Origin of the sequence: Salinivibrio sp. PR919, assembly GCF_001995355.1 — a bacterium.
Lineage (GTDB): Bacteria > Pseudomonadota > Gammaproteobacteria > Enterobacterales > Vibrionaceae > Salinivibrio > Salinivibrio proteolyticus.
Genome location: NZ_MUFL01000023.1, coordinates 25,430 through 45,479, shown reverse-complemented (window position 1 = coordinate 45,479; position 20,050 = coordinate 25,430). Strand labels below are relative to the sequence as shown.

At 48.3% G+C, this 20,050-nt stretch carries 20 protein-coding genes; 14 read left to right on the top strand and 6 right to left on the bottom strand.

What is annotated here, in order from left to right:
* From BZG83_RS06495 to ttcA, 6 genes are all read left to right on the top strand, one after another.
* Positions 1–1,249 (top strand): heavy metal translocating P-type ATPase (locus BZG83_RS06495; RefSeq protein ID WP_077479830.1); only part of this gene is annotated, 1,249 nt, incomplete at its 5' end.
* Positions 1,250–1,258: 9 nt separating this feature from the next.
* Positions 1,259–1,465, top strand: coding sequence for a cbb3-type cytochrome oxidase assembly protein CcoS (gene ccoS, locus BZG83_RS06490; RefSeq protein ID WP_077479828.1), 207 nt, complete (start codon positions 1,259–1,261; stop codon positions 1,463–1,465).
* A gap of 12 nt (positions 1,466–1,477) precedes the next feature.
* On the top strand, positions 1,478–2,152 hold the full coding sequence (locus tag BZG83_RS06485) for a sulfite exporter TauE/SafE family protein (protein ID WP_077479827.1): 675 nt from the start codon (positions 1,478–1,480) through the stop codon (positions 2,150–2,152).
* A gap of 81 nt (positions 2,153–2,233) precedes the next feature.
* Positions 2,234–2,977, top strand: a complete 744-nt coding sequence (locus tag BZG83_RS06480) for an FNR family transcription factor (RefSeq protein ID WP_077479826.1) — start codon at positions 2,234–2,236, stop codon at positions 2,975–2,977.
* Between the two features lie 152 nt (positions 2,978–3,129).
* Positions 3,130–4,077: a universal stress protein UspE gene (gene uspE / locus BZG83_RS06475; RefSeq protein ID WP_077479825.1), complete on the top strand. Its 948-nt coding sequence runs from the start codon at positions 3,130–3,132 to the stop codon at positions 4,075–4,077.
* A gap of 133 nt (positions 4,078–4,210) precedes the next feature.
* Positions 4,211–5,140 (top strand): tRNA 2-thiocytidine(32) synthetase TtcA, encoded by a 930-nt coding sequence (gene ttcA, locus BZG83_RS06470; RefSeq protein WP_077479829.1) that lies wholly within the window; start codon positions 4,211–4,213, stop codon positions 5,138–5,140.
* A gap of 50 nt (positions 5,141–5,190) precedes the next feature.
* Here the strand turns inward: ttcA and BZG83_RS06465 are convergent, their stop codons facing one another.
* Together BZG83_RS06465 and BZG83_RS06460 are read right to left on the bottom strand one after the other, a co-directional pair.
* On the bottom strand, positions 5,191–5,847 hold the full coding sequence (locus BZG83_RS06465) for a DUF2987 domain-containing protein (RefSeq protein WP_077479824.1): 657 nt from the start codon (positions 5,845–5,847) through the stop codon (positions 5,191–5,193).
* A gap of 29 nt (positions 5,848–5,876) precedes the next feature.
* Positions 5,877–6,695: a hypothetical protein gene (locus tag BZG83_RS06460; protein WP_077479823.1), complete on the bottom strand. Its 819-nt coding sequence runs from the start codon at positions 6,693–6,695 to the stop codon at positions 5,877–5,879.
* 275 nt (positions 6,696–6,970) lie between these two features.
* Here BZG83_RS06460 and potA point away from each other — a divergent pair, with 275 nt between their 5' ends.
* The 4 genes from potA (at position 6,971) to BZG83_RS06440 (ending at position 10,808) form a co-directional block, all read left to right on the top strand.
* Positions 6,971–8,086, top strand: coding sequence for a spermidine/putrescine ABC transporter ATP-binding protein PotA (gene potA / locus BZG83_RS06455; RefSeq protein ID WP_077479822.1), 1,116 nt, complete (start codon positions 6,971–6,973; stop codon positions 8,084–8,086).
* A complete protein-coding gene (gene potB, locus BZG83_RS06450; protein WP_077456146.1) occupies positions 8,073–8,927 on the top strand; it encodes a spermidine/putrescine ABC transporter permease PotB in 855 nt (284 codons plus the stop codon). The genes potA and potB overlap by 14 nt, the downstream gene beginning before the upstream one ends.
* Positions 8,924–9,694 carry a spermidine/putrescine ABC transporter permease PotC gene (potC, locus tag BZG83_RS06445; RefSeq protein ID WP_069587677.1) on the top strand — a complete coding sequence of 257 codons (771 nt, stop codon included), beginning with the start codon at positions 8,924–8,926 and terminating at the stop codon, positions 9,692–9,694. Before potB ends, potC begins: the two co-directional genes overlap by 4 nt.
* A gap of 70 nt (positions 9,695–9,764) precedes the next feature.
* Positions 9,765–10,808: an extracellular solute-binding protein gene (locus BZG83_RS06440; protein ID WP_077456145.1), complete on the top strand. Its 1,044-nt coding sequence runs from the start codon at positions 9,765–9,767 to the stop codon at positions 10,806–10,808.
* Positions 10,809–10,839: 31 nt separating this feature from the next.
* On the opposite strand, the gene cobB is transcribed toward BZG83_RS06440, so the two are convergent.
* On the bottom strand, positions 10,840–11,556 hold the full coding sequence (gene cobB, locus BZG83_RS06435) for a Sir2 family NAD+-dependent deacetylase (protein WP_077479821.1): 717 nt from the start codon (positions 11,554–11,556) through the stop codon (positions 10,840–10,842).
* A 215-nt stretch (positions 11,557–11,771) separates the two neighbouring features.
* Here cobB and BZG83_RS06430 point away from each other — a divergent pair, with 215 nt between their 5' ends.
* On the top strand, positions 11,772–12,479 hold the full coding sequence (locus tag BZG83_RS06430) for a DUF3581 family protein (RefSeq protein WP_077479820.1): 708 nt from the start codon (positions 11,772–11,774) through the stop codon (positions 12,477–12,479).
* A gap of 78 nt (positions 12,480–12,557) precedes the next feature.
* Positions 12,558–13,382 (top strand): HDOD domain-containing protein, encoded by an 825-nt coding sequence (locus BZG83_RS06425; RefSeq protein ID WP_077456142.1) that lies wholly within the window; start codon positions 12,558–12,560, stop codon positions 13,380–13,382.
* Positions 13,383–13,502: 120 nt separating this feature from the next.
* Here BZG83_RS06425 and BZG83_RS06420 read toward each other — a convergent pair whose 3' ends face one another.
* Entirely contained in the window at positions 13,503–14,405 is a 903-nt protein-coding gene (locus tag BZG83_RS06420; RefSeq protein ID WP_077479819.1) for a LysR family transcriptional regulator, read from the bottom strand.
* 195 nt (positions 14,406–14,600) lie between these two features.
* Between BZG83_RS06420 and BZG83_RS06415 the strand changes: the two genes are divergently transcribed.
* Together BZG83_RS06415 and dld are read left to right on the top strand one after the other, a co-directional pair.
* Positions 14,601–16,292: an L-lactate permease gene (locus tag BZG83_RS06415; RefSeq protein WP_077479818.1), complete on the top strand. Its 1,692-nt coding sequence runs from the start codon at positions 14,601–14,603 to the stop codon at positions 16,290–16,292.
* Between the two features lie 109 nt (positions 16,293–16,401).
* Positions 16,402–18,192: a D-lactate dehydrogenase gene (gene dld, locus BZG83_RS06410; protein WP_077479817.1), complete on the top strand. Its 1,791-nt coding sequence runs from the start codon at positions 16,402–16,404 to the stop codon at positions 18,190–18,192.
* A gap of 39 nt (positions 18,193–18,231) precedes the next feature.
* Here the strand turns inward: dld and BZG83_RS06405 are convergent, their stop codons facing one another.
* Positions 18,232–19,089, bottom strand: coding sequence for a DNA ligase (locus BZG83_RS06405; protein WP_077479816.1), 858 nt, complete (start codon positions 19,087–19,089; stop codon positions 18,232–18,234).
* A 172-nt stretch (positions 19,090–19,261) separates the two neighbouring features.
* Positions 19,262–19,897, bottom strand: coding sequence for a murein L,D-transpeptidase catalytic domain family protein (locus BZG83_RS06400; RefSeq protein WP_077456138.1), 636 nt, complete (start codon positions 19,895–19,897; stop codon positions 19,262–19,264).
* Positions 19,898–20,050: the final 153 nt, after the last annotated feature.

Sequence of the window (20,050 nt, the reverse complement as noted above, 5' to 3'; positions counted from 1 at the left end):
GACCATGAATGTTGAAGGTAACGTCGACCTTGAAGTGACAGCCAATCATAAAGAATCATTAGTCGCCAACATTGTTCGCCTACAAGACGAAGCGCAAATGGCGAAGCCAAAAGTCGCTGTCCTCGCGGACAAAACTGCCCGCTACTTTGTCGCCGCGATTTTACTTATCTCCGCCTCAACGTGGTTATATTGGCATTTTGAGCGACCTGACGATGCATTTTGGATCATGCTGTCAGTGTTGGTGGCGACCTGTCCTTGTGCACTGTCTTTAGCAACACCGACCGCATTAACCTGCTCAACTTCAACCTTTGGTCAGCTCGGTATCATGTTGCGCCGCAGTCATGTGCTGGAGACGTTAACGAAAGTCAATCGGTTGGTTGTCGACAAGACGGGTACCCTGACAGAAGGTAAGATTGAGATCAGTGATGTCGCGATCCTCAATCCTGAATATGATGAACAAAACGTACTGGACATTGCCGCCAGCTTAGAAACGTTTGCCAACCACCCGATTGCCCACGCTTTTCAGTTGAGAGCGTCAGAGTGCTATGAAGTCGTTGACGCCGATAACCACATTGGGCTAGGGATCAGTGGCACGATAAACGGCCAACAGTGGCGTATCGGCAAACCGAATTTTGCGCTGACGACAACGGAGACGGCGTTTAGTCATTACCCTGTCGTTCTCTCGTGTGATGATACTCCGATTGCGGCCTTCTCGCTTAATGATCCCATTCGAGAAAGCAGCGCATCCTTGATTGCTGCGTTCAAAAGCGCAGGCATTCAAACCACCATGCTCACAGGCGATCAATCAGCCAATGCCGACATGGTCGCAAACCAGCTTGGCATTGAAACTGTGATATCAGGTGTATCACCACAAGGAAAACTGGCGTATCTTCAGGAGCTTTCAAGCGATACGATTACATTAATGGTCGGCGATGGTGTTAATGATGCCCCTGTACTCGCAGGCGCGCACCTGTCGGTGGCAATGGGAGGTGGTACTGATATCGCCAAAGCCTCTGCCGATATGGTGTTACTAAGCGATGACCTAGAAAAACTGCTTACGGCGAGGCAACTCGCGCGTCGTACGCGACGTATCATTGCCGAAAACCTCGCATGGGCTCTGGGATACAATGTCACCATTCTTCCCTTAGCAGTCATGGGGTTTGTCGCGCCTTATGTTGCTGTGGTCGGCATGTCTGCTAGTTCCATTATTGTGGTTTCAAATTCACTCCGTCTGCTCAACCGAAAGTAAGGAAACCTTATGGCCAGCCTTTATATTTTGATCCCAATTGCCATCATGCTGGTCTGTGTGGCTGCTGTGGTGTTTATTTGGGCGGTGAAGTCCGATCAATTTGAAGATTTAGAGCGCCAAGGCTCATCAATTCTATTTGATGAGGAAGAGCCAGAGCAAAATACACAGCGCAACGAAAACGAGCCAGACAACCAGCACTCATCTAAACACTCCTAAACGAGCTCTTGTATGACTAACGTTGATTTTATTGGCGCCTTCGTCATTGGTTTGGTCGGTGCCGGACATTGTATTGGAATGTGTGGCGGTGTGGCGGCGGCAATGTCACTCGGCATCCCCCAAAATAAGGCTAAATGGCCCTACCTACTTTTGTATAACCTTGGACGAATCACCTCCTATACCATTGCGGGTGCACTTATTGGCGGGGCGGTTGCCTCTATCCTTGCCATGAGTGACCTCACCCATCAGCTGGCGATACTACGCCTTTTTGCTGCTGTCATGATGCTGTTGCTTGCGGCTTATCTGGCCCATATTTGGAATGGTCTAAGTTATATTGAACGGGTTGGTGGCAAGCTGTGGCAGCGTGTTTCCCCGCTTTCCTCTAAGCTATTACCGCTCAAATCACCAACCTATGCACTTCCATTTGGTTTACTGTGGGGCTGGTTGCCCTGTGGACTTGTCTACTCTGCCCTCAGTTGGTCAGCGGTTGCAGGTAGCGCATCAGGAGGCGCACTGATTATGTTTGGCTTTGGGCTTGGTACTCTGCCCGCAATGATCACTGTGGGTGTACTTGCGGAGCGGATCAAACCCATACTCAACAATCAACTAGTACGCTTGACATGTGCTACACTCATGGCACTGTATGGGGTTTATACAGCTTATGGCGCATTAAAGTTACTTTTGTAGATAGACCTTAAGGATAAGGTCGACCGAGTACGCCATGATGGTGTAATATTACTAACGACGTTTTTTATTTCAGGCAGGTGTATGGTGTCTAATAAGATCATCACTCGGCGGGTACAATCTGGCGGCTGTGCAATTCATTGTCAGGATTGCAGTATCAGCCAGTTATGTATTCCCTTTACGTTAAATGAGCAAGAGTTGGATCAACTGGATAGCATCATTGAGCGAAAAAAACCTATTCAGAAAGGCCAAGAGTTGTTCAAAGCGGGTGATCATCTTCGAGCACTTTACGCAATTCGGTCAGGAACCATCAAAAGCTACACTATCACCGAACAAGGTGATGAACAAATTACCGCGTTCCATTTAGCGGGCGATCTGGTTGGCTTTGATGCCATTAACGAGAGAGAGCATCCAAGTTTTGCGCAAGCGCTTGAAACCTCAATGATTTGTGAGATTCCTTACGAGACGCTAGATGAATTGTCAGGCTCTATGCCAAAATTAAGGCAACAAATCATGCGGTTGATGAGTAATGAGATTAAAGGAGATCAAGATATGATCTTGCTCCTTTCAAAGAAAACCGCCGAAGAACGTCTTGCAGCCTTCCTCTACAGTCTTTCTAAACGATTTGCTCAACGTGGATTTTCTCCTCGCGAGTTCCGACTAACGATGACCCGTGGTGATATTGGCAACTATCTCGGCCTTACCGTTGAAACAATTAGCCGACTGTTGGGACGTTTCCAAAAATCAGAAATTCTTGCTGTTAAAGGCAAGTACATCACGGTTTTAAATTTAGAAGAGCTATCACGGTTAGCTGGAGAAGAGCTTTAAATCTCCGATTCGGCATACAAACAAGAACTTAACAAATGGMGCTTTATGCGCCATTTCTCTTTTTTACTCTCCTATCTCGATTTTATATCGCTCTCTTAGATGTAGTGCGTTACATTGAAACTACACGGTGCATCTGTGCTAAGGAGGCAGATATGTCCAGGTATACAAATCTTCTGGTTGTGATCGACCCCGCTCAAGACCAACAGCCCGCACTGTCTCGCGCAGTCACGTTGAGTGAGCGTTGCGATGCGGATGTAAAGCTAACCCTATTTCTTGCCATTTATGACTTTTCTTATGAAATGACCTCGATGCTCTCATCCGATGAGCGTCAAGCAATGCGAAATGGCGTGATGCACCAACGTGAAGAATGGATGAATGACATCATTCAGTCACACAATGCTCAAGGTTGTGATATTGAAAAAGAGGTGGTTTGGCATAACCGTCCTTATGAAGCCATTGTTGAGCGAGTCCTTAGCCATCAGCATGACTTAGTGGTTAAGGCCACGCACAAGCATGATACTTTGGGATCCGTGATTTTTACCCCAACGGACTGGCATCTATTACGCAAATGCCCAAGTTCCGTATTGCTGGTGAAAGAGCACGGATGGCCAGACAAAGGCAAAATCATTGCGTCCGTACACGTTGCTTCTGAGAGCGAAACACACGCCGCATTGAATGACAAACTCGTAGATGAAGGTGAAGTGATGAGCGCCATGCTTGGTGCTGAGCTTCATCTAGCCAATGCCTACCCTGCAACACCGGTGAACATTACTATCGAGCTACCAGAGTTTGATCCCACCTCGTACACCGATGCGGTCAGGGGTCACCACCTCACCGCTATGAAAGCACTGCGTCAGCGTCATCACATTGAAGAGGCACGCACACATGTGCATGAGGGATTGCCTGAAGATGTTATTCCCGAGATTGCACGTGAATTAGATGCAGAGCTGGTGATCCTTGGCACAACAGGGCGAACCGGCCTCTCTGCGGTCTTTATTGGTAATACGGCAGAACATATGATTGATCAACTGGATTGTGACTTGCTCGCGATCAAGCCGGATGGTTACATCAGCCCACTTGATCCTCGCGCTAACGATTAATCCTTCAACCCCAGCAGGCAGTGCTATTCACTGCCTGCTGCTGGCATTTATAGCCAAAATCCGTATCATACCCGCCATTCATGCATTCACTGCAGCGCAACGTGGTTGGGCTGCCCATCACGCGAAAGTACTTATGAGCACGCAAGAGCTGACCAAAGCACAAAAATACGGGTTTAATAAACTGCAAAAGCGCATTCGCCGTAATACCGGCCAAGCCATTGCTGACTTCAATATGATTGAAGATGGCGATCGCATCATGGTGTGTTTATCTGGCGGAAAAGACAGTTACACACTGCTAGATATGCTACAAAGCTTGCAAAAAAGCGCCCCCATTTCGTTTGAGCTTATCGCGGTCAACTTAGACCAAAAACAGCCCGGCTTTCCCGAGCATATCTTGCCAGAGTATCTTGAGAGTCTCGGCGTCGAGTATAAGATTGTTGAAGAAGACACCTACTCGATTGTGAAAGATAAAGTGCCGGAAGGCAAAACAACGTGCTCACTCTGCTCACGCTTACGCCGCGGTATTTTGTATCGTACGGCTAAAGAGTTGGGAGCCACTAAAATTGCCTTGGGCCACCATCGCGACGACATACTTGAAACCTTATTTTTAAACATGTTTTATGGTGGCAAAATGAAAGGCATGCCGCCCAAGCTTGTCTCTGATAACGGGGAACATGTGGTGATCCGCCCTCTGGCCTATTGTCGCGAAAAAGACATTGAGCGTTACTCGGAGCAAAAAGCGTTTCCAATTATTCCATGCAACCTATGTGGCTCGCAGCCTAACCTGCAACGCCAAGTGATCAAGGATATGCTGCGTGATTGGGATAAGCGTTTTCCTGGACGTATTGAGACCATGTTCCGTGCGATGCAAAATGTGGTGCCTTCGCACATGGCTGACTTTAACTTGTTTGATTTCAAATCAGTGGCAGCAGGTATGGCCTATGAAGGCGATGGAGACACTGCCTTCGATAAAGAAACCTTTACCAACCCGACCCCCGATAATGATGATGTGGTTGAGGTAGACCCGGCATTAACGTTAAATGTGATGAACGTGAGCCAATAGCTCACCCGTTCATTATCGTAAAAAAGCGCTCTAAGAGCGCTTTTTTTGTATCAAGAGGAAGGGGCTTTCGGTAGCCATGGTGATATTTTAATTGGCGTGGCTGGAAGCGTTAAGCGTGACTCCGGTTGCAACGCACTGGCATCAATGGTCACTCTACGATTCTCAATCACGTACGATTGGCCAGTTGTTGATACCACATTACCGCTAACATCTGGGCCAAAATGCACCACGACGCCCTGCGTTTTCGGCATAAACCACGACGCAAACATACCGCCGAGATTTTTCATCATCGCATCCATTTGCGGCAACCAGTCTTGAATTTGTTCACCCGTCAGTTGCTGATCAACCGGCGTATTCACTAGAACCTGAAAAGAGATGTCGCAGGTCATGCCCGCAGGTGTTTCCACAAATACATCTGGGTTCACTTTGCGTAACTGGTTATCCAGTGGCAGCGGCAAGGCTTGCGATGGCGGGATATCAAAGGCTTCGTAATGCTCCTTTTTGCGCATCCACGCTCGAGATATGGGGCACACTTCGCCGGTGTCAGGCGAAACCATAAAATACGCGACACCAATATCGGGGTGCCCTTCTTCAACATTATGCTTGAGCTGAGTGAACAATTTGCTGTAGCTAAATCTCATGGTATCGGCATGGGCAGGCAAGCTCATACAAGCTGCCAATACCAATGCACTGGTTAATTTTTTCATGGACACTCCGTGTACGGGCTAAACGCCAATCAGGCATCAAAAGTATCGTTGCCTGACGAATGGGATGTTTCAGGGGTGGCATTGTTATCGTTATTTTGTGACACCGTCACCTCGACGCCGACACCAAACATCTCGCGGTAAATCACACCCTTAACATTGAACAGAAAGGGTAATGCCCAAACCAATGCAAAGCCAGCGGTAACAAAAGAAATGAGAAATAGCACACCGACCACCGCATAAATCGTAGCAAGGGCTAGCACTTTCTTGTTGACGGCACGGAAAGAAACCGCCATCGCCTTTAACGGCGTCAAACGTTTTTCACAAATCAGTAGCGGTGCCATTGAAAAGACCATCGCGACATATAAGCTCAATAATGGAAAAATCATACTGGCAACGCTTTGTAACGTCGCAGACAAACAAATCACCACAGTGACAGGCAGTGCAAACGCCAATCCCTTAACTAAATGGCGAGGTTTGGATCTAAACCCAATTGCATGCGCCAACCCCATCAAGCTTGCACCTGCATACAAAGGGGCAATCAGCACCTCAGAGGTAAAGTTAGATAACCACACGGATGACACCATATCTGTGGTCATTTCGCGCTGCCCGACTAACCCCTCGAATAAATGAGAGGGATCGCCCAGAAGTAACGTCAGCATTAACACTAGAATACCAACTTGAACGGCAAACAAGCATAAAGCCGCGGGCAGAAAGGACCAGAAGTGTTTAAATGTCAGCGTGAACGCTTCTTTAATAATCTCAAATGGCTCGAGGCGATATCGACCGTTGAGTGCGGTCTCTATCGACCCACCAATATGTAGCGCATTGTTGAAATCTTGTTGACTCATAATCGTTATTTGTCATGGCTGTTGTTGACAGTATATCTGACTGTTACCAATAGCCAAAAACCAATCTCACCAGAAAACAAGGAATCCGTGCTATTTTTACCCAACGTTAACATCAAGGATGTATCATGATTTACCGATAATAGCGGCGGATTTGAGCACAGCGAAAATGTGTAAAAAATTGCTTTAACTTAGCAGGATGCACGTCTATCATGCGCCGTCTATTTTATGGGTAAATCCGCGAACAACAATTTGCCAGGTAGGGAGAGAACGAACCATTGAACCACGCGCATGTATCTCACAAACCGGTTGTTGAGCTTAAATCTCTGACCAAAAGCTTTGACGGCAAAGAAATCATTTCCCGTTTCAATCTCACCGTTAACGATGGTGAATTTCTGACTATCCTCGGCCCTTCTGGCTGCGGGAAAACAACGGTATTACGTCTTATCGCTGGCCTTGAAGATGCGGACAGCGGCCATGTCATTATTGATGGCAAGGATGTCACGGATATCCCCGCCGAACAGCGCCACGTAAATACGGTATTCCAAAGCTACGCCCTTTTCCCGCACATGAGCGTATTCGAAAACGTTGCGTTCGGACTTCGGATGCAAGGCGTGGATCGTACGACGATCGAGCCTCGGGTGATGGAAGCGCTGCGTATGGTGCAGCTTGACCATTATGCGTCGCGTAAGCCACATCAACTATCAGGTGGCCAGCAACAACGTGTTGCGATTGCTCGTGCTGTTGTCAATAAACCGAAAGTGTTGTTGTTAGATGAGTCTTTATCCGCGCTGGATTATAAGCTGCGCAAGCGCATGCAAATGGAACTCAAACAGCTACAACGTAAACTGGGGATCACCTTTATCTTTGTCACACATGACCAAGAAGAAGCACTGTCGATGTCCGACCGGATTTTGGTGATGCGTGATGGTGAAATCGAGCAAGACGGTAGCCCTCGTGAGATTTACGAAGAGCCGAAGAACCTGTTTGTGGCGCGCTTTATCGGTGAGATCAATGTGTTCGATGCTACCGTAATCAAACGGATGGATGAGCAACGCATTTGGGCGCGTATTGAATCGCGTGAATGTGAGGTCTACTGCAAACTGGATGTGCATGCCGGCGATCAAGTTAAAGTCTTGCTGCGCCCAGAAGATATTCGCATTGAAGAAATCAGTAATGATGCTAACCCCAATGGCCTAGTTGGCTACGTGCGTGAACGTAACTATAAAGGCATGACGCTAGACTCTGTGCTCGAGATGCCATCAGGGCAAACCGTAATGGTCAGCGAATTCTTTAACGAAGATGACCCGGATGTTGACCACTCACTCGACCAAAAAGTAGCAATCACTTGGGTTGAAAGCTGGGAGGTGGTATTGGCCGATGAAAAAGCTTAACCTGCAAACCGCCATCATTGGCTTGGTTGTCGGTTGGTTATTGGTTTTTGTCTTCATGCCCAACCTGATGATCATCATCACCAGTTTCTTAACCCGTGACGATGCCAACTTGATTGAGATGACCTTCACACTCAGTAACTATGCCAAGTTATTGGATCCTCTCTACGCCAAGGTGGTATGGCATTCGTTCTATATGGCAGCCATCGCGACCCTGATTTGCTTGTTAATCGGTTACCCGTTCGCGTTTATCATCGCCAGAATGCCAAAACGCATGCGTCCGTTAATGCTCTTTTTGGTCATTGTGCCCTTCTGGACGAATTCACTGATCCGTACCTATGGCCTTAAGATTTTTCTCGGCACGCGCGGCTTATTGAACGAAAGCCTGATGTGGCTTGGCGTGATTGAGCGCCCCATTCGCATTATGTATACCGAATACGCGGTCATGATTGGTCTTGTCTACATCTTGCTACCGTTTATGATTTTGCCCTTGTATTCCAGCATTGAAAAGCTGGACAACGCGTACCTTGAAGCGGCGCGCGATCTTGGCGCGAATACGGTTCAACGTTTTATTCGCGTGATCCTTCCCTTAACCACTCCGGGGATTATTGCTGGCAGTTTGTTGGTATTACTGCCCGCCTTGGGCATGTTCTATGTCTCTGATTTATTGGGTGGGGCGAAAAACCTCCTGATTGGTAATGTGATTAAGAGCCAAATCCTCAATGTACGAGATTGGCCATTTGGTTCCGCAGCCAGTATTTCTCTGACCGTTCTCATGGGTCTGATGTTGTTCGCCTATTGGCGGGTTGGCAAATGGATGAATCGTAAGGAGACACTCGCATGAGCCGTATCTTACGCAGTGGATTCTTATCCTTAGTTTATGCCTTTTTATATATTCCAATCATTATATTGATTGTGAATTCCTTTAATGCCAGCAAGTTTGGGATGAACTGGAAAGGCTTTACTTGGAAATGGTATGAGCAGCTTATCAACAATGACAGCTTGGTTCAGGCGGCAGGGAACTCGCTCACCATCGCGATTTTCTCTGCCTCTGCAGCTGCCATCATCGGTAGCCTTACGGCGGTTGCGCTGTTCCGCTATCGCTTTCGTGGCAAGCAATTCGTCAATGGTATGCTGTTCGTGGTGATGATGTCACCTGATATCGTGATGGCCATTTCATTGTTGGCATTATTTGTCTTGATGGGCGCACAATTGGGCTTTCTTACCTTACTGCTCTCGCACATCACCTTTTGTCTGCCGTTCGTGGTGGTCACCGTGTACAGCCGCTTAAATGGCTTCGATGTCAAAATGCTTGAGGCGGCACGTGATTTGGGCGCCAGTGAGTGGGTCATTCTGACCAAAATCATACTGCCCCTGGCCGCACCTGCGGTGGGCGCAGGCTGGTTACTGAGTTTCACACTCTCCTTGGATGATGTGATTGTCAGCTCTTTCGTAACGGGCCCAAGCTATGAAATTTTACCCTTGAAAATCTACTCAATGGTTAAAGTTGGCGTCTCACCCGAAGTCAATGCCTTAGCGACCATCATGCTAATGGTATCGCTCGTCTTAGTCATGTGCTCACAATGGCTGGCTAAAGATCGACTAAAATAAACCTTTCCTCGGGCTGCTACCCCGCTGGCAGCCCGCTTCCTGTTGTCTGTAATGTCTAGGAGTTTTCACCATGACCAAATGGTCTTCACTCTCTGCGTTGGCGCTGCTGGGTGCGTCACTGGTCCCATCAACGGCTTCGGCTGAAGATGATGTTCTCTACTTTTACAACTGGTCCGAATACATTCCAGCATCCGTGCTAGAAGAATTTACCGAAGAAACCGGTATTGAAGTCATGTATTCCACCTATGAATCCAATGAGACCATGTATGCGAAATTAAAGACGCATCCTGAAGGCTATGATTTGGTTGTTCCCTCAACCTATTACGTCTCCAAAATGCGTCAGGAAGGCATGCTACAAAAAGTGGATAAGACCAAATTAAGCCACTTTGACGGCCTTGACCCGGATAACCTGAACAAACCCTTTGATCCTGATAACCAATACTCTATCCCTTATATCTGGGGAGCAACGGGCATTGGAGTCAACACTGATTTTATGGATAGCAGCGCTGTCTCTCGCTGGGCCGATCTGTGGGATCCGAAATGGCAGGGGCAATTGCTGATGATGGATGACGCGCGCGAGCTCTTCCACATCGCACTGCGTAAGCTGGGCTATTCAGCTAATACCACCAATCCGGATGAGATCAAAGCCGCCTACGAGGCGCTGCGTGAACTCATGCCAAATGTATTGGTATTTAACTCCGACTTCCCTGCCAACCCCTACCTTGCCGGCGAAGTCACCTTGGGGATGCTTTGGAATGGCTCTGCCTATATGGCCCGTCAGGAAGGCGCTCCCATTGAGATTGTTTGGCCAGAAGAAGGCGCTATCTTTTGGATGGATAGCCTTGCCATTCCAGCCAACGCTAAACATGTCGATGCTGCGCATAAGATGATCGACTTCTTGCTGCGTCCAGAAAACGCGGCGAAGCTCGCACTCGACATTGGCTACCCAACACCCGTTAAAGCGGCTTATCCGCTGTTACCGGCTTCCTTTAAAAATGATCCTAATATTTACCCACCGAAAGCGGTGATGCAGGCCGGTGAATGGCAAAACGCGGTCGGTGATGCCAACCGCTTGTACGAAGATTATTTCCAGCGCTTAAAGGCGGGGATGTAATAACGAGACATTGGGGCCTGAGGGCCCCTTTTTACTGTTCAAGGGCGAGGATTTCATCCACCAGCGCCGGTACGAGCGTGCTGGCTTTGCCGTAACGGCGTTCACTGAACTCACTTTCAACCGCACTGGGCTCCAAGTTGATTTCAATGGTGTGAGCCCCATGCATCGCCGCTTCATGTACAAATCCCGCCGCGGGATAGACTGCACCAGACGTCCCAATAGAGACGAATAAATCAGCTTGGGTGAGTGCATCATGGATTTGTCCCATCCCCAGTGGCATCTCGCCAAACCAAACCACATGAGGACGAAGGGGGGCTGGCATTTGACAGCAATGACAGTGATCAGCCTCAGTAATATCCCCTACCCAATCAATAGTCTGTTGCGAGTGGCTACAGCGTGCTTTGAGGAGTTCGCCATGCATGTGAATGATGCGCTGAGTGCCAGCACGCTCATGAAGATCGTCAATATTCTGCGTGACCACCAGCACGGTGGCATCACTCTCTTTTTCAAGACGGGCTAACGCGTCGTGCGCTGCATTGGGTAACACACCGGATTGCAGCTGGCGACGGCGATCATTATAAAACTGCTGAACCAATCGCGGATTACGCGCAAAGCCTTCTGGCGTCRCGACATCTTCAATATGGTGCTCTTCCCACAGGCCATCTTGGTCACGAAAGGTACGAATACCCGACTCTGCAGAAATGCCCGCGCCGGTAAGCACAACAATGTGTCGGTAGGGAAATGTCATAGCCCATCCTTGAATTTTTATCTAACACCTTCATTTATAACACCCAAATTGAAACCTTTGAAGCATGGTGGCTTTAGWCCTTGGTCGCGAAATGGTTTCCTTGGGAAAAAATGCTCGACCGCGATCACGAACCGCTAATGCAACGACTGGCTAGACCAATCAATCGGTCCGCTTGGGTTACAATACTCACTTGTTTATCGCTTTTGTTAACAATTATGCAACTTGAACGTTATTATAGTGAGCAGGACGGAAAACTGCTTTTTACTCGCCAGCAAGCCAGTGACTTTGCTAAACGTGTTGCCGGTGACTTTAACCCTATCCACGATACTGAGGCATCACGCTTTTGTGTACCCGGCGATCTTCTGCTCTCTATTTTGCTTGCAAAGATTGGGATCAGTGAGCATATTCAGATTCATTTTAATGGCATGATCAGTGCGAACACGCCATTAAAGATTGTCGAAACCGAGCATGAAGTCACTGTGGTCGATGAAAACCAAAAGCTCTATCTTACCCTGACCCGCCGCGGTGCTGTGCGACACGACCCTGCGCTTGCTAACGAAATTGCTCAGCACTATGTACAGTTTTCAGGTAAAAACTTTCCCCATATCATGGTGCCATTGATGCGTGAGCAACAGATGATGATCAATACCGATCGTCCGCTGGTGATGTATGAGAGCATGAGTCTGTCGTTTGATGATTTACAAATAAGCTCGGCAGAAGTTGCCCTTTCTAGCTCGACCATGAGTGTCAGCGGCAAACGGGGCAAGGTCGATCTCTCGTTTGATTTTATGGTCGGCGATAAGCGCGTCGGTCACGGGTGTAAAACGATGGTCGCCAGCGGGTTGCGCCCTTATTGTGAAGAGGCGATTCAAGATTTGGTTGAACGTTTTAATGCCCGTAAGCRGGCATACTGTACGGCTTAGCTTTTTTTGCATTTTATCCGCACCCACGTTTCGCCCTGATCTATAGTTAGATGAGGGCGTTTTTATAGGGAAGTTATTATGCAATCCAGTAGCTTAGTTGAGCGTATCGATAAATTACCGAAAATCCCCAAAATCGTGCAAGAACTGATTGATTTGGTAAACAGTGATAGTGCCGATCTCAATCAAATTGCGGACAAAATTTCATACGATCAAGTGATTTCAGCCCGAGTACTCCGCTTATCAAATTCCGCCTATTTTGGACGAGCCCGGAACATTGGTTCTGTCAATGAGGCTGTCATTCGGCTTGGGCTTGGCCCCGTACGCACCCTCGTCGTTTCAAGTGCATTAATGAGTGCGTTTGACGTCGATAGCGAATTGGATATCGACGCATTTTGGCAGCACACCTTTGAAGTAGCGACCATCAGCAAAGCGCTCGCGGGCTCATTAAAAATGGATCCGAATGAGGCGTTTACTGCGGGGATGCTTCATAACTTGGGCGAATTGCTGATCATGACAACCGCTTATGAACAGCTTGATAGGATTAACCTACATATAGAAGCGGGTAAACCCAAGCAAGAAGCGCAGGAACTCATTTTAGGTGTCACCAGTGCAGAGTTAGGCGGTGAGTTAGCACGTAGGTGGAATTTTCCTGATCGGCTTTGCGATGCAATTCGCTATCAATTTACGCCCGTCCATCAAGAACAATTCTCGCCACTGGCCGGTATCTTACGACTGGCGGGGAAAGTCGACGAATCATGGCAGGAGTTTGTCACTACCGACTCCAAGCTCGAGTGGCTTAATCAGCAGCTCGAATACAATATGCTCGGCTTTCCTAAAACCGTGGTCGCCGCCGTTGATGATGTGATCGGCAAAGGCCGTGAAATGGCGAAGATGCTGAAATAGTTAAATCTGACTGTACATAGAATACAAGCGTCATCGCCATCCAGCATGGCGCTTTTTGGTTGTCACCGAACGTTGCCATTGCAGCCAAATAAACTCGGTATCTGTTTATGCATCATCTTGCTAGAAACAATGGCGAATATCTAAATACTTTTGCCGAATGTGCTCAATGAGTAAGCGGATCTTCTTTGGTGGCTGACGGGTAAACGGGTACACGGCATAAATCCCCAATCGCTTGCCCACCTGATCGGGAAATAAATCAATCAAGTCGCCCCGAGTAATATCCTGATAAACCAAACAACGCGGGACATACGCAATACCGTGTCCCCCAAGCGCGCCTTTCCTCAATGCAATGGGGTTATCCGTCGATATATTCCCCGACACTTTAATCATTTGGTTTTTGCCCTCACCTTTAAATTCCCAATCACTTGCCCCTGTGGTTTGATAGGCATATTGCAAACAGTTATGGGCTTTCAGATCATGAGGTTGCTGCGGACGACCATGACGTGCAATGTAGCCCGGTGCGGCACAAACCACCCATTGAGAGTCAAGAATATGCCGGGCAATCAAACTGGAGTCCTCGAGATAACCGGTACGGATTACCAAATCAAACCCTTCATCAATCAAATCAACAAAGCGGTTTTCTAACGACATATCAATGGTAAGCCCCGGGTATTGGCTACAAAATTCCGCGACTGCCTCCGCTAACAGTAACTCACCAGAAATCGTTGGTACCGAGATTTTGATATGGCCACTGATCGCCTCACCAAAGCCCGAGACTGCATCAAAGGCTTCATCAGCGGCTTGCTTCACAGTTTTTGCGCCTTGATAGAGTGTCCGCCCCGCATCCGTCAGTGTCAGCTTTCGGGTTGTTCGATACAACAACTGAACGCCTAGACTCTCCTCCAGCTTCTTAATCCGTTTACTAACGACTGAATTTGTAAGGGAATTTATTTCGGCAACTTTGCTGAAGGAACCATATTCAGCGACTTGAGCAAAAAGTACGAGATCGTCTGTTTTCGGCATATTATGTCAATTATGGAAGTAATCATTTTCATTATTTCCATATATCAAGAAAATGTAAACGAGTAATGTCACACCCAGTTAACATCACGTCATCACGATGTCAGCAAAAAAATAACAGATGCGACAGCATAAAAATACGATGGCGTGCCTTGCTTTTACGTGAACTAACGGAAGAGACGTCTAAAAGGACAGACTATGACTGATACCCTCTACGCCCTTGTTGCGTTTTCACCCATCGTGGTTGCTGCCATTTTGCTGGTGGGATTAAATTGGCCCGCCAAAAAGGCGATGCCAGTGGCATTTATCATGACAGTGTTAATCGCACTATTCCAGTGGCAAATGAGCCTTACTCGCGTCTCAGCCTCGATTTTACAAGGACTAATCATTACAGCCGCTGTCCTCTGGATTGTCTTTGGCGCGATTTTGCTGCTCAATACATTGAAACACACCGGTGCGATTACCGTGATCCGTAATGGTTTCACCAATATTTCAGATGACCGGCGTATTCAAGCCATTATTATCGCTTGGTGTTTTGGCTCTTTCATTGAAGGCGCGTCAGGATTTGGGACCCCCGCGGCAATCGCTGCCCCTTTGTTGGTTGCGATCGGCTTTCCTGCGCTGGCCGCCGTTGTGATTGGTATGATGATCCAATCCACCCCCGTCTCTTTCGGAGCAGTGGGAACCCCTATCATTGTCGGCGTCAATAAAGGGCTTGATAGCCACACTATTGGGCAAACATTACTGACTAACGGCAGTGACTGGGCCAGCTATTTACAAGCTATCACCWCCCAAGTCGCACTCATCCATGCCATGATTGGCACCCTAATGCCACTTTTGATGGCCATGATGTTGACCCGCTTTTTCGGCAAAAACAAAAGCTGGCGCGAAGGGTTGGCCGTGGCGCCATTCGCCATTTTTGCGGGGTTAGCCTTTACCATTCCTTATGCCTTGACCGGGTGGTTACTCGGTCCTGAATTCCCCTCTCTACTTGGTGGATTAGTGGGTATTGTCCTAGTCACCACTGCGGCACGGAAAAACTTTCTTGTTCCCAAAAAGCACTGGGACTTTGATGATGCCTCTACGTGGCCAAGTCAATGGTTAGGCTCGCTTAAAATGGATCTTAAGGTTCAAGAAAAGCCCATGAACATGGCCATGGCTTGGGCGCCTTATTTACTCTTGGCACTGTGTTTGGTGATCAGCCGCGTCAGTCCAACAGTAAAATCACTGCTAACGGATGTGAGCCTAAGTTTTAACGCCCTATTGGGAGAAACCGGCATTAACGCGGCGATTCAACCTTTGTACCTCCCTGGTGGAATCCTCGCATTCGTCGCCTTAGTTGCCACTTTACTTCACAGCAAACGCCTCCAGCCTCTATTCAAAGCGGCGAACGAGTCCAGTAAAACACTCATCGGCGCAGGCTTTGTGTTGGTGTTTACCATTCCTATGGTGCGTATATTTATCAACTCAGGTGTGAATACCGCCGATTTGGTCAGTATGCCAGTGATGACCGCGCGTTTTGCTGCGCAGCTGGTTGGTGATGGTTTCCCTRCTCTCAGCGCCACCATTGGTGCATTAGGGGCCTTTATTGCCGGCTCAAATACCGTCTCGAATATGATGTTTAGTCAGTTTCAATTTGAAGTCGCACAAACACTGGGGGCATCAACCGTCACCGTGCTGGCACTTCAGGCCGTCGGTGCGGCAGCAGGTAATATGATTGCCATTCACAACGTCGTAGCCGCCTCCGCCACTGTGGGCTTATTGGGGCGCGAAGGCGCGACCTTACGTAAAACTGTGTTACCTACGATTTACTACCTGATTGCCGCTGGGGTAATTGGCATCATCGCGATACATGTGATTCAAGTTGCTGACATCCTGATGGCGGCGTAATCTGACCATGATAGGCCGAGCGCAGAACTCGGCCTGATTGACCTAACTCAAGCGGGCCAGCCAGGCTGACCCTCAGCCTTTTTGAATATATGGAAGGAAAGGAACGCTTATGAACACCCCATCACGTTTGTCCTCATCACAACAACAAGCATTTATACAAACGCTGACGGATATTGTCGGTCACAAGAACCTACTGACGGATGCAAGTCATACCCAGCACTATCGCACTGGGTTTMGCTCAGGAGGAGGCAGTGCGCTGGCGGTTATTTTCCCAACTTCATTAGTAATGCAATGGCGTGTCTTGCAAGCCTGTGTTGACGCCGACGTGGTGATCATTATGCAAGCCGCGAATACGGGCTTAACCGAAGGATCGACGCCGAAGGGCGATGACTATGACCGCGATGTGGTGATAATCAATACCACACGATTAGACGGCTTACAGCTGCTTGATCAGGGCAAGCAAGTGATCAGCTTTCCGGGGACCACACTTCATCACTTAGAGCAAACCTTACGGCCTCTTAACCGAGCCCCGCACTCTGTGATTGGCTCGTCGTGTATTGGCGCATCGATTGTCGGTGGTGTGGCCAATAATTCTGGTGGCGCGTTGGTTAAACGTGGCCCTGCCTATACAGAATATTCGCTCTTTGCGCAGTTAAACGAAGCCGGTGAGCTAGTCTTGGTCAATCATTTAGGGATTGCGCTTGGCGACGATCCGGAAACCATTCTCGCCCGTGTCGAACGCGGCGATTATCGTCCTGAAGACATTACCACGGATACGCGCAAAGCCTCCGCGCATGATTACGAGCAAATCCTCCGTGATGTCGACGCAGATAGCCCTGCACGGTATAACGCCGATAAACACCGTCTTCATGAAGTGAGTGGCTGTGCAGGAAAACTGGCAGTGTTTGCGGTCAGACTAGATACCTATCCCATTCCAGAGCGTGAAAAGGTGTTCTATATCGGCACCAACAATCCTGATGTTTTGTACCAGTTACGTCGTCGTGTGCTCAGCGAACTGTCACATCTTCCCGAAGTGGCAGAATACATGCATCGCGAGGCCTTTAATATTGCTGAACGATATGGCAAAGACGTGTTTTTAGCCATTGGCCGACTAGGGACGGACAGCATTCCTAAAATGTTTGCCTTAAAAGCCCAAATTACCGCGTGGCTGGATAAAGTGCCCTTGCTGCCCAATTCACTGCCGGATAAAGTCATGCAGTACGTTAGCCAGCTTTTTCCGCAGCATTTGCCTTCTCGTATGCTCGCGTTCCGTGACCGCTTTGAGCATCATTTGATTTTTAAAGCATCAGACGAAGGTATTGAGGAAAGCTCGCAATTCTTGACGCAGTTTTTTGCCGACCATGATGACAGCGACTTTTTTGTCTGTACCGAAGAGGAAGCCAAAAAAGCCATGCTTCACCGCTTTGCTGCTGCCGGCGCAGCGATTCGCTATCACACCATGCACAGCAATGATGTGGAAGATATTCTCGCGCTTGATATTGCATTGAAGCGCAATGAAAAACATTGGGTCGAGCAACTGCCTGATACCATTGAGTCACAGTTGGTCACCAAGCTCTATTACGGACACTTTTTCTGTCACGTCTTTCACCAAGACTACATTGTGAAAAAAGGTGCCGATGTTCATGCGATTAAGGAAAAAATGCTCGCCCAGCTCAACGAGCGTGGCGCGAAATACCCTGCCGAGCACAATGTCGGGCATCTCTATGCCGCCGAGCCCGATTTAGCCCATTTCTACCATCAGCTCGACCCAACCAATAGTTTTAACCCGGGAATCGGAAAAACCAGTAAGAAAAAATACAGTGCAGACTGTCAGTGCCTAGATCACCAGCTTCGTCATCGAGCAAGTCAGGACACGTCACCCGCCACGCATGAGCACTAAACCGACCTGCAAACCCGCCAACCGTTAGGCGGGTTCTTTTTAAAGCATGGGTTTCTCGCGAATAAAACGCGCAAAGCGTGGGATGCCCTTTTCCGTCACACCATTGTGCCTAACCAAAATAGTACTGCCGATTTCAGGTGGTTCAGCCCGCTGTGCATCGCTAAAGCCTGATCCCACACGAAACTCAGTACCATCGGCAAGACGTACCACTAAGGACCCCATCAAGCCTTGTAACCGACCTTTTCCGGGCGTCATACCAATAACGGTGGCATCTTTCTCTTGGTAGGTTTTTAGCTTAACCAAACTCTCTACGCGGTGTCCTAAGTACAGGCTATCGGGATGATGCAGCATCAAACCTTCACCCCCCGATTCATTGATGGCAATAAGCTGGGCTTGGAGCGTGTCATTGTCAGTCACTGGCTTTTGCTTTACCAAGGCTAAGAATGGCGATGCGCTGTTGGCGACTATCTTTTTCAGTGCTGCATAGCGAGCAGAAAACGGGCCAGGTTGATCCGGTAAATCAAACGCATAAAAACGAACTTTCTGCCACGCGTCAGGGTCTGGTTTATCGTCCAACACGGTACGCAACACGGTTTGAAACTCGCCTCTTCCGGCCCATAACTCACCATCTAAAGGCGTCGTTGGCAGCGTTCGAATCAATGCATCCGGTGCGTGAATGGGGTTTCCTTGTCGAGTTAAGAATTGCGTGCCCGTCCAATAGGCGCGGATCCCATCCAGTTTTTCACTGGCCCAATAGCCACGATAGTCATGTTCGGCAATCTGCCCGTCAACACCATGCATCAACGCTGGCGCGGACGGTGCTGCATCCCCATCACTGCTAGGAAACAGGGTAAACGCGGAGAGTAAGCATAAAGTAACAGGATTTAGGCGTGCCATGCATTCCTCCTTAGTGGTTAAGGAGCATACGCTAGCGCGATAAAAGGCGTCTCAACATGCCTTTATTTTTTGTTGGTAGAGAATTTGCGTTCACGGTGAACAATGTGCAGGTGTTACATCGCCCACCGTGAAATGACTCGTGAAACCTCGTCTGCTGCGCAATCAAGAACCATTAAGCTTGGCTGGCAAACGCATAGATAAAGGTGCCATTTTTGATAGCATCAATCACGCGCGCGGATAGGTAGCTAGGTAACGCCGGGCAGCCCCAGCTTCTGCCTAATTGGCCGCTTTGTTTAATCACCTTAGGGTGAGCATAATCAGCACCGTGGATCACAATCGCTCTTGCGCGCGCATTATCGTTTAAGCCCTTCGAAAGCCCATCTAAACGCAGTGAGTAGCCATGTTTACCATGATAGGTTTCAGCCGCACGATAAACCCCTAATGATGTTTGCAAGGAATTAATCTGATTCGAGAAACGCTTTGCGTAAAGGGCGCCACTATTCTTGCCATGAGAGACATAAGAGCGAAATAGCACTTGGCGTTTTTTCACATTAATCACCCAAAACCGCTTTTCTGACGACGGTTTGCCATAATCAATCAGCGTCATCACCGGCTTGCTACTTTGGTTATGCTTAAAATGGCGATACGCATCAGAAAAGGCCTGATACGACACCTCACCAGCGAGGTTGAGAGACTGATATAAACCACTGACCTCATCTTTAAAACTGGCCCATACTGTGGTTGGCATGCTGAGCGCTAACACATAAAAAACTACCCGATACCAAGGGGCCACACCTGCTTGTTTCATTTTTCTGCTCCTTACTTTGCCACTGCAACACGAACGACCGAGCCGTTTGTTGTCCGTATTGGCAAAAACAAAAACCGTGCCATTTGACACGGTTTCTATTAACTATTGATATTTATATAAATTAATTATCGTTCACGATTTATCCATTCACTG

Coding starts and splice junctions, on each gene's coding strand:
- ccoS (WP_077479828.1), top strand. CDS start 1,259: ATGGCCAGCCTTTATATTTTGATCCCAATTGCCATCATGCTGGTCTGT.
- BZG83_RS06485 (WP_077479827.1), top strand. CDS start 1,478: ATGACTAACGTTGATTTTATTGGCGCCTTCGTCATTGGTTTGGTCGGT.
- BZG83_RS06480 (WP_077479826.1), top strand. CDS start 2,234: ATGGTGTCTAATAAGATCATCACTCGGCGGGTACAATCTGGCGGCTGT.
- uspE (WP_077479825.1), top strand. CDS start 3,130: ATGTCCAGGTATACAAATCTTCTGGTTGTGATCGACCCCGCTCAAGAC.
- ttcA (WP_077479829.1), top strand. CDS start 4,211: ATGAGCACGCAAGAGCTGACCAAAGCACAAAAATACGGGTTTAATAAA.
- BZG83_RS06465 (WP_077479824.1), bottom strand. CDS start 5,847: ATGAAAAAATTAACCAGTGCATTGGTATTGGCAGCTTGTATGAGCTTG.
- BZG83_RS06460 (WP_077479823.1), bottom strand. CDS start 6,695: ATGAGTCAACAAGATTTCAACAATGCGCTACATATTGGTGGGTCGATA.
- potB (WP_077456146.1), top strand. CDS start 8,073: ATGAAAAAGCTTAACCTGCAAACCGCCATCATTGGCTTGGTTGTCGGT.
- potC (WP_069587677.1), top strand. CDS start 8,924: ATGAGCCGTATCTTACGCAGTGGATTCTTATCCTTAGTTTATGCCTTT.
- BZG83_RS06440 (WP_077456145.1), top strand. CDS start 9,765: ATGACCAAATGGTCTTCACTCTCTGCGTTGGCGCTGCTGGGTGCGTCA.
- BZG83_RS06425 (WP_077456142.1), top strand. CDS start 12,558: ATGCAATCCAGTAGCTTAGTTGAGCGTATCGATAAATTACCGAAAATC.
- BZG83_RS06420 (WP_077479819.1), bottom strand. CDS start 14,405: ATGCCGAAAACAGACGATCTCGTACTTTTTGCTCAAGTCGCTGAATAT.
- BZG83_RS06405 (WP_077479816.1), bottom strand. CDS start 19,089: ATGGCACGCCTAAATCCTGTTACTTTATGCTTACTCTCCGCGTTTACC.
- BZG83_RS06400 (WP_077456138.1), bottom strand. CDS start 19,897: ATGAAACAAGCAGGTGTGGCCCCTTGGTATCGGGTAGTTTTTTATGTG.